This is a genomic window from uncultured Rothia sp., assembly GCF_963507905.1.
Classification (GTDB): domain Bacteria; phylum Actinomycetota; class Actinomycetes; order Actinomycetales; family Micrococcaceae; genus Rothia.
Genome location: NZ_CAUOUU010000005.1, coordinates 12758 through 27836, shown reverse-complemented (window position 1 = coordinate 27836; position 15079 = coordinate 12758). Strand labels below are relative to the sequence as shown.

At 62.7% G+C, this 15079-nt stretch carries 13 protein-coding genes; 9 read left to right on the top strand and 4 right to left on the bottom strand.

Annotated features, from left to right (window positions below; genetic code table 11):
* Window positions 1–47: 47 nt before the first annotated feature.
* Window positions 48–1328, top strand: coding sequence for an alkaline phosphatase family protein (locus RQ593_RS04595; protein ID WP_311449924.1), 1281 nt, complete (start codon window positions 48–50; stop codon window positions 1326–1328).
* 127 nt (window positions 1329–1455) lie between these two features.
* Here the strand turns inward: RQ593_RS04595 and sepH are convergent, their stop codons facing one another.
* Window positions 1456–2619 carry a septation protein SepH gene (gene sepH / locus RQ593_RS04590; RefSeq protein ID WP_311449923.1) on the bottom strand — a complete coding sequence of 388 codons (1164 nt, stop codon included), beginning with the start codon at window positions 2617–2619 and terminating at the stop codon, window positions 1456–1458.
* 326 nt (window positions 2620–2945) lie between these two features.
* Between sepH and RQ593_RS04585 the strand changes: the two genes are divergently transcribed.
* The 5 genes from RQ593_RS04585 to RQ593_RS04565 all read left to right on the top strand — a co-directional run bounded on the left by RQ593_RS04585 (window position 2946) and on the right by RQ593_RS04565 (window position 6145).
* Window positions 2946–3245: a DUF4193 domain-containing protein gene (locus RQ593_RS04585; protein ID WP_005506382.1), complete on the top strand. Its 300-nt coding sequence runs from the start codon at window positions 2946–2948 to the stop codon at window positions 3243–3245.
* 240 nt (window positions 3246–3485) lie between these two features.
* Window positions 3486–3932: a dUTP diphosphatase gene (dut, locus tag RQ593_RS04580; RefSeq protein WP_044142235.1), complete on the top strand. Its 447-nt coding sequence runs from the start codon at window positions 3486–3488 to the stop codon at window positions 3930–3932.
* A gap of 77 nt (window positions 3933–4009) precedes the next feature.
* Entirely contained in the window at window positions 4010–4804 is a 795-nt protein-coding gene (locus RQ593_RS04575) for a DUF3710 domain-containing protein (RefSeq protein WP_304193208.1), read from the top strand.
* On the top strand, window positions 4804–5343 hold the full coding sequence (locus RQ593_RS04570) for an asparaginase (protein WP_294631328.1): 540 nt from the start codon (window positions 4804–4806) through the stop codon (window positions 5341–5343). Before RQ593_RS04575 ends, RQ593_RS04570 begins: the two co-directional genes overlap by 1 nt.
* On the top strand, window positions 5333–6145 hold the full coding sequence (locus RQ593_RS04565; protein ID WP_311449922.1) for a DUF3159 domain-containing protein: 813 nt from the start codon (window positions 5333–5335) through the stop codon (window positions 6143–6145). Before RQ593_RS04570 ends, RQ593_RS04565 begins: the two co-directional genes overlap by 11 nt.
* A gap of 186 nt (window positions 6146–6331) precedes the next feature.
* On the opposite strand, the gene RQ593_RS04560 is transcribed toward RQ593_RS04565, so the two are convergent.
* Together RQ593_RS04560 and RQ593_RS04555 are read right to left on the bottom strand one after the other, a co-directional pair.
* Window positions 6332–6985: a TrkA family potassium uptake protein gene (locus tag RQ593_RS04560; protein ID WP_294631326.1), complete on the bottom strand. Its 654-nt coding sequence runs from the start codon at window positions 6983–6985 to the stop codon at window positions 6332–6334.
* The gene (locus RQ593_RS04555) at window positions 6986–7858 is read right to left on the bottom strand and encodes a TrkA family potassium uptake protein (protein WP_311449921.1); all 873 of its coding nucleotides are present in this window, start codon (window positions 7856–7858) and stop codon (window positions 6986–6988) included.
* 195 nt (window positions 7859–8053) lie between these two features.
* Between RQ593_RS04555 and RQ593_RS04550 the strand changes: the two genes are divergently transcribed.
* From RQ593_RS04550 to dxs, 3 genes are all read left to right on the top strand, one after another.
* Window positions 8054–10189 carry an APC family permease gene (locus tag RQ593_RS04550; RefSeq protein ID WP_311449920.1) on the top strand — a complete coding sequence of 712 codons (2136 nt, stop codon included), beginning with the start codon at window positions 8054–8056 and terminating at the stop codon, window positions 10187–10189.
* Between the two features lie 243 nt (window positions 10190–10432).
* The gene (locus RQ593_RS04545; protein ID WP_311449919.1) at window positions 10433–12088 is read left to right on the top strand and encodes a TRAM domain-containing protein; all 1656 of its coding nucleotides are present in this window, start codon (window positions 10433–10435) and stop codon (window positions 12086–12088) included.
* A gap of 225 nt (window positions 12089–12313) precedes the next feature.
* Window positions 12314–14386 (top strand): 1-deoxy-D-xylulose-5-phosphate synthase, encoded by a 2073-nt coding sequence (dxs, locus tag RQ593_RS04540; protein WP_311449918.1) that lies wholly within the window; start codon window positions 12314–12316, stop codon window positions 14384–14386.
* Window positions 14387–14546: 160 nt separating this feature from the next.
* On the opposite strand, the gene RQ593_RS04535 is transcribed toward dxs, so the two are convergent.
* A complete protein-coding gene (locus RQ593_RS04535) occupies window positions 14547–15071 on the bottom strand; it encodes a Rieske (2Fe-2S) protein (protein ID WP_294631321.1) in 525 nt (174 codons plus the stop codon).
* Between the last annotated feature and the right edge of the window lie 8 nt (window positions 15072–15079).

Genomic DNA, 15079 nt, shown 5'->3' with positions numbered 1-15079 from the left:
GATAAGCACCGGCGATAAACACCCCGAGAGAGACCCGAGAGGAACCTATGACGGCCCCGTCCCGCACCGAACAGCCCACTCTGCACGATGTTCTGGGCGCGCCGTTGCCTCCCGCGCCCGCCTACGGCAGCAATAGCATCGCCGATGTGCTGGAGTCCGCCTCCTCTCTGGTGGCTCAGCGAAGCCTGGCGCGCCCCGCGCACGCCCTGGACGACGACTCGGCGTTCAACTCCGTAGCCGACCCGCTGAACCTTGCCGGTCGCCTCGCGGAGCAGGACGTTGACCCGGCGTCTTTCCGTCACGCCTGCGTGGTCATGGTAGACGGTCTGGGCGAGCAGCTCATCAACAGTTACGGCGGCTACGCGCCCGCCCTGCGCAAGACCCTGAACCTGGGCCCGCTGGACGCGGCGTTCCCCACCACGACCGCCGCCTCCCTGACCTCGTTGGGTACCGGTACGGCACCGGGCGCGCACGGCATCGCCGGTTACGAGGTGCGCAACCCGGCTGGCAACGGGGGAGCGGGCTCGGTCATGAACCACCTGTCCGGTTGGGACCAGTCGGTGGACCCGCACGCCTGGCAGCCGCTGCCGACCGTGCTGGAACGCCACCACGAAAACCGCCGCGTGCTCACCATTTCGCTGGGTAAGTATCGCGGTACCGGTCTGACGGAGGCGGCGTTGCGCGGTGGCGACTTCGTGGATGCCGTCGGCTATAACGCCCGCGTCACCTACGCCCTGGAAGCGCTCTCCAGCCGCACCCCGACCACCGTGTACCTGTACTGGGGCGAGATTGACGCGGCGGGCCACCGCTACGGCGTGGGCAGTGACGAATGGCTACAGCAGCTGGAGGAACTGAACTCGGCTCTGAAGCGTCTGGCGGAGCGCGCCCCGGCGTGGGCGGCACTCTTCGTGACCGCCGATCACGGCATGGTGAACGTGCCCGAGCATCAGCGCATCGACTACTCGGGCGTGGAGGAGCTGACCCGCAACATCGCAATGACCGCCGGTGAACCGCGCGCCGTGCACCTGTACCTGGAAGACACCTCGGAGGCGGCACGCACCGCCACCGCTCAGCGTTGGGCGCAGTACTGGGGCGAGCGCGCCTGGGTGATTGACTCTCGCGAACTGATGCGTGCCGGCTACTTCGGCCCGGTCATCACGGATGCGGCGCGCGGCCGCATTGGTGACCTGATGGTGTGCGCTCGCGACGATTGGGCGCTGTACGATATGCGCCACTATCAGGAGCGTGCCCTGCACATGGTTGGTCAGCACGGTTCGCTGACGGACGCTGAGCGTCTGGTGCCGTTGCGCATGCTCAAGACTTTCTAAAACGCTGGGGGATAAACGAAAACCGCTGGTTATTCGGGTGAATAACCAGCGGTTTTCGTATGTCTAGAGGCCCTCGACTAAAGCCCTCATCTAGATGCCCTTGATTGGACGGCGCGAGGGCGGTCGCTTACTTGCGGCCGCCGAAGATGATGTCGTCCCAGGCGGGAACGCTCACGCGCTGCTTCTTCGAGGAAGACTTGGGCTTCTCGGCCGCGGAGGCGGGCTCAGCCGGTACCTCAGCTGCGGGCTCAGGCTGTGCTTCAGCTGCGGGCGCCTCAGCAGCCGGTGCGTCCTCGATGGGTGCCGGCAGGGCGAAGGACTCGACCGGAACGGAATCAACGGGTGCTTCCGAATCCACAGCCAGCGGGTCGGTGGTTTCTACGGTGGGCTCGGGTGCAGCAGGAGCCGCAGGTTCTACCGGCGCAGATGCAACAGGTGCAGCGGGCGCAGCCGGTGCTACGGGCTCAGCGGGCTGCGCAGACTCGCGGTGCACGAACACCTCGGGCTCCTCAACCTGCGCCGGGCGCACCGAGCGGGCGCGCTCCAGAAGCTCCTTGAGCTTACGCTCGTCGGCGCTCTCAGAAGAAGTAAGGGGTGCCGGTGCGGGCTCGGGTGCCTTCGGCAGGCGGGCGGGAGGAACCTCCACGGGAGCCTTCTTCGCGGCGGCGGCAACAGCATCCTCACTATTGCCCATCAGGAAGTACGCCGCCTCATTCGAAGCGTACAGGCCCTGGTTCGCCGGGTTATACACCCAACGCGCGGGGAAGACGACCTGCGCGGGCAGGTTCTGACGCACCGAATCCTTCAGCGCAATATCAACCTCAACGCGCCACTGGCCGTTCTCCTGCTGGCGGGTGGTCCAGTCCTGGGTTGCGTCCTCAAAACCGTAACGCTCGGAGACTTCCTCGATGCGGGCGCTCAGAGTCACGGGAATCTGTGCGGTACCCGAAGCGGAGCTGCGGCGACCAATCTTCACGCTCTGAGCGGCACGAATAATGTGGGCACGCTCAGCAACAATCGGCCACTCGTAGCGGCGCACGCGCTCCGGCTCCCAACCGGACTCTTCAGCGATTTCCTCAACGGAGGCACCCTGACGGAAACGGGTCTGAATATCGCGCGGACCGTAGGTGCCCTTAGCGCCCAGACCGCGGGCGGGCTGAATACGGCGAGCCTTGGTGATGCTCGTGCGCAGGTTCGCGTCAATCGGCAGCAAGAAGCGGGTGCCGTCAGCAGACTCAAGCACCAGATTTTCGCCGTCATCGTGAACGCCAATCAGACGCAGTTCAAGCATGAGAACCTCCATAGGTGAACCGGACGCGTTCGTGAATGTGTTGCACGGAACGCAAACTACCTACCAGGGTACCGTGAAAGCGCGGTAAATCAGTAGCGGAGGCGGGATTTTCCCCAAAAAAAGATGTACTTTTCGGACCGAAAAAGCTAGAATGTGACGCCAAAACAGTCCAAAGCCTACCCAGGATTAGACAAATAGGGTGCCAATGGTGAACAATACCTGGCATGCCGTCGGGGTTAAATCCCCACCAGCGGCACCTAGAGCACTCATTAAACCAGCGTGGCCCAGTTCAACACACAGCCACAGAACCAACGGAGCGTGAAAGTTTGGCAACTGATTACGATGCACCTCGCAAGCAGGACGAAGAGCAGAACGAAGAGTCCTACGAGGAGCTGAACGCCCGCCGTTCCGAGATGCAGTCCGGTGCGGTGGACGAAGACGAAAACAGCGCAGCAGAAAGCTTCGAGCTGCCCGGTGCTGACCTCTCCAACGAGGAGCTGAACGTTGTTGTTCTGCCCGCTCAGGACGACGAGTTCACCTGCGCATCCTGCTTCCTGGTGCGCCACCGCTCGCAGATTGCACGCGAAGAGGGCGGCCTGTCCTACTGCATCGAGTGCGAGGGCTAAAACTTTAGGGAAGGGCTAACACCCACCCGACATACACCTCATGACGGGGCGAGTGCCGAGTGCACCCGCCCCGTTGAGTATGTGAAAGCCACGCACGCAAGAACAGCGCCGCGTCGCACCCAATACGGCACAGTGCGGCACGTGCTGAACGCGAACACGTAACGAAAACACCCCGCAGTAGAGCCTCAACACAGCGCGAGGTGATGGCACAGACACCCGCGAAAGGTTAGAGTATTGACCATGATGACCCCCGTAAACGTCCACATTAAGCTGCTCGACCCCGAGCTGCCCGCACCCGCCTACGCAAAGCCCGGCGACGCCGGCGCTGATCTGCGCTCCCGCATCGACTTCGAGCTGGAACCGGGCGAACGCGCCCTCGTCCCCACCGGCGTAGCAATCGCCCTGCCCGAAGGCTACGTCGGTCTGGTGCACCCGCGCTCCGGCCTGGCGACCAAGAACGGTATCACCATCGTGAACGCACCCGGCACCGTTGATTCCGGCTACCGCGGCGAACTGATGGTCACCCTGCTCAACACTGACAAGACCAAGTCCTTCCACGTGCAGCGCGGCGACCGCATCGCCCAGCTGGTCATTCAGAAGTACGAGCACGCAACCTTTACCGTGGTGGATGAACTGGAACAGACCGAACGCGGCTCCAGCGGCTTCGGCTCCAGCGGAATCCACTAGTCTGCTCTCACCGCAATTGTCGCACGAGAGAAGAGAAGAAACCCCCGCACCCTGCGTGCGGTGAAAGTAGGAATACCATGTTCGGATTTGGTAAGAAGAAGCGCGCCGAGGAGGCTGAAAAGGCCGCCATCGACAAGGCTGTCGCCGAAGAGATTGAGGAAACCAACGTCGAGGTTGAGGAGCTGAAGGAAGAGGAGAACTCTCCCGAGGTCATCAAGTACGACCGCGTCAACGGGCCGCATGACATTGAAGAAGTCACCGCCGAAGACCTCGAAGACTACGTGAACCTGGGTGCGCTGCGCATCAAGCTGCTCGACGGCATGAACCTGCGCCTCGAAACTGACGACGCAACCGGCGCGGTGATTGCCGCAACCATCACCCGTGACGGCGCAACCCTGCAGGTGCAGGCATTCGCCGCACCGCGCACCACCGGCATCTGGGACGACATCCGTCACGACCTGACCGAATCCGTCAAATCCCAGGGCGGCGTTGTCGAAATCTACGCCGGCGTATTCGGCGCCGAGATGCTCACCCGCCTGCCCGCCGTCACCCCGGACGGCCAGCCCGGCGAGCGCATCGCCCGCTTCGTGGGTGTGGACGGCCCCCGCTGGTTCCTGCGCGGCGTCATCTCCGGCGCGGCTGTGCTCGGCGACGATAAGGCTGCCGCCTCCGTGGAGGAAGTATTCCGCACCGTCGTGGTGGACCGTGGCGACGACCCGCGCCCGCCGCGTGAACTGCTGCCCATGACTCTGCCCGCCGACCTGGTCGCTGCGGCTGAGGAAGAACCCGCCGTCGAGGAAGAAACCGAGAACGAGCACAGCAAACTGCGCCCGATGCCTCGCCGCGGCCCTGAGATTACCGAGATTGGCTAATGCCTGAGTTCTCGAACTACCCGAGTGCGCTCGCGGTTCCTGAGGAGCAGATTCTTGCTCCCGGGTACCCCGAGCGCTTTCGCGTACGCCTTGCCGGACGCGTGGAGCAGGTGTGGTTGCCGACCGCCCAGGATAAGCCGATGTACCGTGCCGAGCTGGTGGTGGCTAAGTCAAAGCCGCTGCAGTGGTCGAGCCCGCTGGCGCTGATTGGTATGCCGATTGTGGAGCCGCCCGGTGAGGATTTCGAGGAGGAGTCCGAGGACCCCGAGAAGCAGCACCACCTGAACACGGCATCTTTGGCGACCGTGGCGGTGCAGGAGCCGCACGAGGTGTCTTTCCCGCCATATGCGCCGTTCAATCCGGGGGATAGGGTCATGCTCAAGTGGCAGGGCCAGCAGATGGTGCCCGGCGTGCATGCCGGTGCGCTGCTGCGCTGTTCCGGGGTGGTGTCTGTGAGGGCGCATCAGCCGGTGATTTATAACCCGCGCTATGAGATTGTGCCGCAATTCTTTGTGGAGAAGGGAAAATATGAGCGCTGAGCAGTCTTCGACCCAGCCCGATCCGAACGCTAACCCCGCAGATGCCCCGGCGCGGGAGGAGAATCAGCTGGCGCAGAGCCTGAGTGCCTCCATGGGTGCGAATATGCGCCGCACCGCTAACGGCGACGTGGATATTCTGCACGCTATCGGCGGCTGGCGCGGCCTGGTGGAATCCTCCCTGCCCGCGGTGGCGTTCCTGGTGCTGTTCACCGTGACGAAGGAACTGAACCTGTCCCTGATTGCGGCGTTGGCTGCGGCGGGCGTGTTCACGCTGATTCGCCTGGTGCAGGGCTCTAAGCTGGTGAGTGCGCTGACCGGTCTGGTGGGCGTGGCGATTTGTGCGTTTGCCGCGTACCGTACCGGTAATGCGAGCGACTACTTTGTGGTGGGCTTCTGGACGAACGGCGTGTACATTCTGGCGTATCTGCTGTCGATGCTGGTGCGTTGGCCGCTGATGGGTCTGATTTTCGCGGTCATTCGTGGTGAGGCGCTGACCTGGCGCCAGAACCCGGTGCGTCTGCGCCAGTACATGCTTGCCACCTGGATTATTACCGTGCTGATGATGCTGCGCCTTGCCGTGCAGGTACCCCTGTACTTCGCGAATAATGTGGAGGCGCTGGGCGCGACCCGCCTGATTATGGGCCTGCCGCTGTACGCTTTGGGCGTGTGGCTGGCGTGGCGTGTGTCGGCTCCCGAGGAGGCGCTGGTCAGCGAGGACACCGAGGCTTTGAATGCTGAGGCGACCGAATCTGCTGAGATCACTGATAGCGCTGAGGGCACTGAAAGCTCTGCGAACCGCTAAGGCACGCCCCGCAATTTGTACGCCCCGCAACTTCGCGAAATAGCTTCATAAAAGTAGGCGAAAGCCCTGGTACCCGTATGGGTGACCAGGGCTTTCGCCTCCTCAAATTTGGGGGGAGTCGTGCTTCAAATCTAGGGGAGAACCACGCCTCGCAACGCTTATGCGAACAGTGCTACGCAAACAGCGTTATGCAAACAGCGCGCGAATCTGGTCCTCACCGGCAATGGTCGTGATGAAGAACAGCTCGTCGCCGCCCTCAATCGCCACATCCGCACTGGGCGGAATCGGCGCGCCATCACGCAGGATGGCGGTGAGCACCGTGTCGACGGGCCACTGCACGTGGTCCACGCGGTAGCCGATGACGGGGTGGCCGTCCGGCACAGTGTACTCGGCAAGGGTTGCGCCGCCAGCCTGCAGGGTCAGCAGGCGCACCACGTCGCCGACTTCCACGGCTTCCTCGACGAGGGCGGTCATCAGGCGCGGGGTGGACACGGCAACGTCCACGCCCCAGGAGTCATCAAAAAGCCACTCATTACGCGGGTTGTTCACACGCGCCACGGTGCGCGGCACACCAAACTCACTACGAGCCAGCAGGGACGTCATCAGGTTTGCCTTGTCGTCACCGGTTGCTGCAACGACCACGTCCGCCTTGTTCGGGTGCACCTGGCGTAGCACGGACAGCTCGCAGGCGTCACCAATATGCCAGCGCACGCCGGGCAGATCGGCGCGCTTCTTGGCTTCGGGCTTGGAGTCGATGATGGTCACGTCGTGGCCGTTCATCATGAGCTCTTTAGCGATGGAGGCGCCCACGGAACCGGCACCAACAATGAGGACCTTCACTTACTTCTCACCTTTCGAGTGGTCACGATGGCGGCCGATGAGTTCGAGGGGGTCGGGCAGCTCCGGGGGAGTGTCACCGAGGTGGAATTCATGCTCGATGACGGGGCCGTCGTTGTGCTTCTGCTCGGCGGGTTTCTTCGGGGCGTGCGGATGCTTGCGGTGGCCCGAAGCGGGGGCGTAGTCCCCCTCAGCCTCCGCTTCTTCGTCTTCAACGCGCGGCGGGCGGGAGAGGATGCGGGTTACGTCCGCAACGTCGTCGGTGCGCATCATGACGTGCACGCTATCGCCCTGCTGGTAGGCGCTGTCCGGGCGGGGGAGCATGCCCTCGCCGAAGCGGGTGATGTAGGCGATGCGCACCCCGGCGGCGCTTTCGATGCTGGTCAGGGCGTGGCCTGCCCAGCCGTCGTCGAGCGGAATTTCGGTGAGCATGAGGCGGCCCGAGGGCTCACGGAAATCACCCTTGAGCGCCTGCTCGGGCAGCAGGCGGCGCAGCACCTGGTCGGTGGACCAGCGCACCGAAGCGACCGTGGGAATGCCCATGCGCTGGAAGAACTCGGCGCGGTTCGGGTCGTACACACGCGCCACAACGTTCTTTACCTTGAACATTTCGCGTGCCACACGGGCGGCAATAATATTCGAGTTATCGCCCGAAGAGACGGCGGCAAAAGCGTACGCCTCGGTAATACCGGCACGCTTGAGGGTGTCCGCATCGAAGCCGACACCGGTCACCAGACGCCCCTCAAAGCCCTTACGCAACGGCTGGAAAGCGCGTTCGTCCTGGTCGATGACGGCGACCGTATGCCCCGAAGCTTCCAGAGTGCGCGCCAACATGACGCCCACGCGTCCGGCACCCATAATGACGAAGTGAGGCATACAACCCTCCGAATGTGTTGATGTTTTGTGTCGATAAGGCGGTACCGCCTACCTCTACCAGTGTAATGGGCGGGTGAGGTTCCGCGCCGAGGCTCCGTGATATTCCGCTCGCAATGCCCACTATTCGGCTGAATAAAATTGAGCTTTGAAGCCGCGACCGATAGCCTTAACAGCGTGAGGAATCGTTGGGATAAGATGCGCATCGCCCTGACCGGTCAGCCGGTCAGCACGCGAAATCTTTCGGCAGTCGCGCTGCCGAAGCGCTACGCCCTGCCTCTTTTCGGCGCCGACGGTATCTCCTCGGTCGCCTACGCCGCCGACCAGATGATCCTGACCCTTGCCGCCGCGGGTGCATCTGCGCTCGCTTTTTCGCCCTGGATCGGTTTGGGTGTGGCGATGGTGGGTCTGCTGGTGATTGGCACCTACCGCTACAACATTAATCAGATTGCCTCCGAGGGCGATATTCAGCTGGTGCACCGTAAGCTGGGTGCGTTGCCCTCGATCGTGATGGGTGCGTCCTCGCTGATGGACTACATACTCACGGTGGCGGTTTCGATGTCTTCGGCGTCCTCGTTTTTGGTGGCGCTGTACCCGCAGATTCAGGATTGGCGCACCCTCATTGCGGTGTTGCTCATTGTTGCCCTGACGCTGTTTGCGTTGCGCGGCGTGCAGCTGCTGGGAAAGATTGCGTACTGGCCGCTGTACGTTTTCTTGGCGCTGTTGGGGGTCACTCTCATTGTGGGTTGGATTCGTGCCGCTACGGGTACTCTGCCACTGGCTGAATCGGCAACCTACGTGATTGTCCCCGAATACCAGGATCATGCCATGGAAGGCTTGGCGCTGGTGCTGCTTCTGGCACGTTCTTTCTCCGCCGGGTTGGTGGCGTTTTCGGGTGTTTCTACGATCTCTAATTCGGTGAGGTATTTCCGCCGCCCGAAGAAATATAATGCGGCGGTCACCATGATGATGATGGGCCTGATTACTTCGGTCCTGCTGGTGAGCCTGCTCGGTTTTGCGGCGGCAACCCGCGTACACATGGTGCACGATACGACTCGTTTCTTGTTCATTGACGGGCACACGCCGGGGGAGTACTTCCACCAGAAGCCGGCGCTGTACCAGGTGGCTTTGGCGATTTATCAGGGTGTTCCGTTCTTCGCGCAGCTGCTGGTGTTTGCCACGGTGGGCGTGCTGATTATTGCCTCGCTGACTGCGTTTACGGGCTTCCCTGTGATTGCCTCGTCGCTGGCTGATTACCAGTACCTGCCGGTGTTCTTCCGCAGCGTGGAGTCACGCGGCCTGTACGCGAACGGTGTGCTGGCGCTGTCGGCATTCTCAATTTTTCTCACCTGCATTTTCGGTTCGGACGTGTACTCGCTGATTCAGCTGTACATCGTGGGTATGTGCCTGTCCATGGTGCTGGTGCAGCTGGCGGTGGTGCGCTACCGCATGCGTCTGATGCGTATTACCCTCGCGCAGATGCCGCGCCGCGCCCTGATTCGTGATATCGCTGTCTCTGCGGTGGGTGTGGTCGTGACCGCCGCGGTGCTGGTCATTGTTGTGGTGACGAAGTTCGCCGCCGGTGCGTGGCTCTCCCTTGGAATGATTGCCCTGATGGTTGGAGGTATGGTTGTGACTCGCCGCCACTACGATGCGGTGGATGCCGCCCTAGACATCCCCCTGAACGCCGAATCCGTTGCGGATGTGGCGGCACTGCCTTCGCGTGTGCACGCCATCGTGTACGTGGAGCGTGTGCGCCGCCCGGCGGTTCGTGCCCTCTCCTATGCGCGTGCCGGTCGCCCCTCCACGATTGAGGCGCTGACGGTCAACAACGACCGCGCCGCCCTGGAGATTGTGAAGAAGCGCTGGTACGCCCTCGGTATTCCGGTGCCGCTGTCGGTCATTGATTCGCCGTACCGTGACACCGTGAATGCGGTCGTCTCGTATATTCGCCGCCGCCGCAAGAAGTCGCCCCGCGATATTTTGGTGGTGTACCTGCCGGAGTTCGTGGTGCAACACTGGTGGCAGCGTCTTCTGCACCGCCGCACGGTGCGCCGCCTCAAGCGGGCGCTTCTGCACGAGCCGGGCGTCATGACGGCAACCGTGCCCTGGGCGATGCACGAGGATGAGGTGTATGATGAGATTTTTGATCAGCGTTTACAAAACGAAGAATCAACGGTAGAAGCAGAGGACCCAATGGCAGCTGTCGCCCCGAAGATTACTCGTTCTGCCGGTGGCGGCCGTGAACTGATTCAGAGCAACCGCCACGCGGTGTACCGCGGCCGCCTGCACGAGGCGGACGCTGTGGCGCGCGAGAAGAAACGCCAGCCGTAATAATCGCCTGGTACCTAGAAATAATTGCTCGGTGCCCAGAAAAAATTGCCTAGCGCCTAGAAATAATTGCTCGGTGCCCAGCCCGGTCAATTGCCCTGCAACTTTGCTTGAGCACCCCGCATAGCGCCTGGACTTTGCCTTTTGCAACTGATGAAGCGCCCCTTGCGGGGCGTCGGAACCGGAGTAAAGGTACAATCCGGTGTAAAATAGTTCACATTAAGTGATTCTTTAGGAGACAATGCTGTGACCCACACTGCTACCACGCCTGCCGCCTCCAACAACGTAGACGGATACAGCGTCGGGCAGACCCTCACCGTCACCTGTGAGGCACCCGCGCACGGCGGCGCCTTCGTAGCGCGCACCGAACAGGGCGTCATCTTCGTGCGTCACGGCATCGTCGGCGAACAGGCAGAAGTGCGCATCACCGCAATCGGCCCCAAGCGCCGCTTCTACTTCGCAGACGTCATCTCCGTACCCGTACCCTCCCTGGCGCGCCGCCCCCACCCCTGGATCCAGGCGGATGCGCTCGCCACCGAAGAGGAACGCGCCGAAGCAACCGGCGTACCCGAACTGCTCGGCGGCATGGAATACGGCCACATCAGCCTGGCTGAGCAGCGACGCTACAAGACCGATATTGTCCGCACCCAAATCAACCGACTGGGCGGCCTGCCCCTCGAATCGCCCCTGCTGACCAACCTCATCGTTGAAGAGCTACCCCTGCGCGATAACAACGAGGGCCTGTCCTGGCGTACCCGCGTGCGCTACAACGTGACCAAGGTCCGCACCCAGCCCGGCAACGAGAAGAACACCAACCAGAAGAACAGCGTCGGCAAGAAGAGCCCCGCCGTCACCTGGCGCGTCGGCATGCACCCCTACCGCGCCTCCCAGCCCGTACCGGTCGTAGACTTCCCCCTCGCCGCACCCGAACTGCGCAACCTAGAGCTTGAGCGGCTGAACCTGCGCGGCGTACGCGAGGTCGAGGCAACCGTCTCCTCCCGCGGCAGGATCCTGTTGCAGTTCATCGTTGACCCGCGCTTCTCCATCGAAGAAGTCGCCAAGGACATCGAACAGCAGGCAGCCGACGCCTGGGGACTGCTCGCCAAGCGCAAAATCTCGCTGTTCTTCACCCCGCAGTCCACCTCCAACGGCAAGCCCAAGCGCCGCCGCCCCGGCTCCTCCCACACCCCCTACCGCCGCGTACCCGAAGGCGACCAGCTGCTCGGCGCGGGCCTGCGCTCCGTCACCGAAGAAGTCACCTTCGGCTCCCGCCGATTCAGCTACCAGGTATCCGCCGGCGGCTTCTGGCAGATTCACCGCGCCGCCCCCTCCACCATGGTCGGAACCATGCTCACCATGCTCCGCCCGCAGGAAGGCGAATGCGCCCTCGACCTGTACGCCGGCGCGGGCCTGTTCACCGCCGCGCTCGCGGACGCTGTGGGCGCGACGGGTACCGTCGTCAGCATTGAGGGTTCCCCGGTGACCCATAAGGATGCGCGCTCGAACTTCGCGCCGGATGGTTGTTCCCGCACCGATAACTCGGCGAACACCCGCATTGAGGTGATTCGCGGCGACGTGGCACGCCACCTGGTGGACTTGAAGACTGCCCTTGAGTTTGGTGAAATTCCCGCCATTGATGCGGTGGTCCTCGACCCGTCCCGTGAGGGCGCGAACCGCACCACCCTGGAACGCCTGGATGCGCTGGACCCCAAGCGTATTCTGTACGTGGCGTGCGACCCGGCATCCCTGGGTCGTGACACCGGTATTTTGCGTGATCTGGGTTGGGATATGGTGCAGCTTCGGGCGTTTGATATGTACCCGAATACGCATCATGTGGAGTCGGTGGCGCTTTTTGAGCGTGCCCCGGCGAAGCCTCGTCCGCGCCGCCGCCGCACCACGTAGCGCGCAGCTAGTTGCCGTAACAAAGAAGCAAATAATCGCAGTGTTGGGCGGGTTGGGCTGTTCACCAGCCTGCCCACTAGGGGTTATTTCAGGCTGTTTTCGCTCAACCCGGTGCGTCTTGCTCTGCGGGCGCATAAATCTGCTTTTTGGCACTGTAAACGGTAGAATCATTGAAGAACCAACGCACGGAATGAGCCGTGCCCCGACCTTGAGGAGTGTGGGTGTATGTCCGCTGAAAACGCATTGCCGCAGGAGGAGACCCCGAATAGCGCCGCCGGTGGCGCACCCACCGCCGACTACAGCATTGGCGATGGTGCCACTGCCAAGTTGCTCCCGGGTATTCAGTCTCCGGCGGACCTGCAGAACCTCAGCTACGAGCAGCTGGAGGAGCTCTCTAAGGAGATTCGCCAGTTCATCGTGACGAACGTGTCGGCGACCGGCGGTCACCTGGGCCCGAACCTGGGCGTTGTGGAGCTGACCCTCGGCATTCACCGTGTCTTCGAATCTCCCAAGGACAACATTCTTTTCGACACCGGCCACCAGTCCTATGTGCATAAGCTGGTGACTGGTCGTCACGCGTTTAAGACTCTGCGTCAGAAGGGTGGCCTGTCGGGTTACCCGGATCGTGGCGAGTCTGAGCACGACATTATTGCTTCTTCGCACGCCTCCAGCTCGATTTCGTGGGCTGACGGTATTTCTCGCGCGCACAAGCTCAACGGTGAGGATGACCGTTACACCGTGGTTCTCATTGGCGACGGCGCGCTGACCGGCGGCATGGCGTGGGAGGCAGTGAACAATATTGCTGCCGACCGCACCCGCAAGGTCGTGATTGTGGTCAACGATAACGGCCGCTCCTACGCGCCGACCATTGGCGGTTTTGCGAACCAGCTCTCTGAGCTCAAGCACGGTGTGCAGCAGCAGGTGGATCGTGTGCGCCTCGATCACCGCTACGACCACGCCCTGGATGCGGTGCGCGTCGGTCTGCAGCGTGGCGGCCCCGTCGGTCAGATGGTGTACCGCGGCTTGCACGGCATGAAGGCGGGCATTAAGGACGTCGTCGTACCCAAGGGCATTTTTGAAGACCTGGGCATGAAATACGTGGGCCCCATTGACGGCCACGACCAGCAGGCTGTGGAGAACGCACTGACCGCGGCGAAGAACTATGCCGGCCCGGTGATTGTGCACGCCATTACCGAGAAGGGCCACGGCTACGCGCCCGCCCGCGCGAATGAGGATGACCAGTTCCACGCGGTGGGCCAGATTGACCCGCTGACCGGTGAGGACGTTTCGACCAGCACCTCCGAGTCGTGGACCGGTGTCTTTGGTAGCGAAATCGCGGATATTGCGGATGAGCAGGAGAACGTCGTCGGCATTACCGGCGCGATGCTCATTCCCGTGGGTCTGCGCGAATTCCAGAAGCGCCACCCCGAGCGCGTTATTGACGTAGGTATCGCTGAGCAGCACGCTGTGGCGATGAGCGCCGGCCTGGCGTACGGCGGCATGCACCCGGTGGTTGCCCTCTACGCAACCTTCCTGAACCGCGGCTTTGACCAGCTGCTCATGGATGTTGCCCTGCACAAGGCGGGCGTGACCGTGGTGCTGGACCGCTCCGGCATTACCGGCCCGGACGGCGCAAGCCACCACGGCATGTGGGATTTGGCGATGCTGCAGTTCATTCCGGGTCTGCACCTGGCGGCTCCGCGTGATGGCGCGACCCTGCGCGAAGAGCTGCGTGAGGCTGTAGCTATCAACGATGCACCGACCGTGATTCGCTACCCGAAGGGCTCCGTGGGTGAGGACATTCCCGCCCTGGAGCGTCGCAGTGACGGTGTGGACGTGCTGGCACGCACCGGTGAGCCCCACCCGGAGACCGGTCAGCGTGACGTATTGTTCGTTGCCGTGGGCGCTATGGCTCGCGTGGCTCTGGAAGCTTCGAAGGTGCTTGCCGCCGAGGGTATCCAGTCCACCGTGGTTGACCCGCGCTGGGTGATGCCGGTGCCGTCTTCGGTTATTGAGTTGGCCCGTGATCACCGCATTGTGGTGACCATTGAGGACGGCGTGCGTTCCGGCGGCGTGGGTTCGCGCATCCGCCAGGAAATGCGTGCGGCTGGCGTGGATACCGCTCTGAGCGAGCTGGGTCTTCCTGCCGAGTTCATTCCGCACGCTTCCCGCGAGCAGATTCTTGAGGAGGTCGGCCTGACCGCGGAAACCATTATCGCGGATCTGCGTGCGCAGCTGGCTGGCGATAAGGTGCCGTTTGCTCGTGAAGAGGGCCAGAAGCCGCGCCACACCCGCTAAGCGGTCGTACCTGAGATGTGCCGCCTGAGCTTCTCTCAGTAGCGCGCCGCAATAGCAGGTGCTCAGCGACAAGTACCCGTCAATGACGGGCACAGTATATACAGCAAGAAGCCCCGCCCATTGTGATGGGCGGGGCTTTGCCGTACGTCTTCTACAGGTTTTAGGAGTCCTTATTGGTGTGGGCGACGAAAATCTTGCCGCCCTTCACCTGCACCGGGTAGCTGGTCAGCGCCTCCTCAGCGGGGCCGTGAATGACCGAGCCGTCAGCTACGGCGTATTCGGAGCCATGGCAGGGGCACACGATGCGGTTGGAGTCCTGCACCTGCACCTGGCAGCCCTGGTGGGTGCAGACGGTGCTGAACGCCTTGTATTCGCCCGAAGAGGGCTGGGAGACGATAACGGTCGTGGAGCCGTGGGTCAGCTTAGCTGCCTTGCCTACGCCCACTGCGGAGGCGGCGCCCATCTCTACGCTGCCTTCGGGCACGGTGACGTTGGAGTCACCTTCAGCGCAGGAGGCGAGCAGCGCACCGGATGCGACGGCACCGGTGATAAGGGTTGCGCGGCGGGAAAAGACGCGAGCAGAAGATTCAATCTCTGCGGTATCGACTGCGGTGTCGACGGCGGCAGATGCAGTGGGGGAGGCGCATGCCTTCTGAGAGCGGCAGCATCCGTTGGGTGCGGGCATGGTGGTTC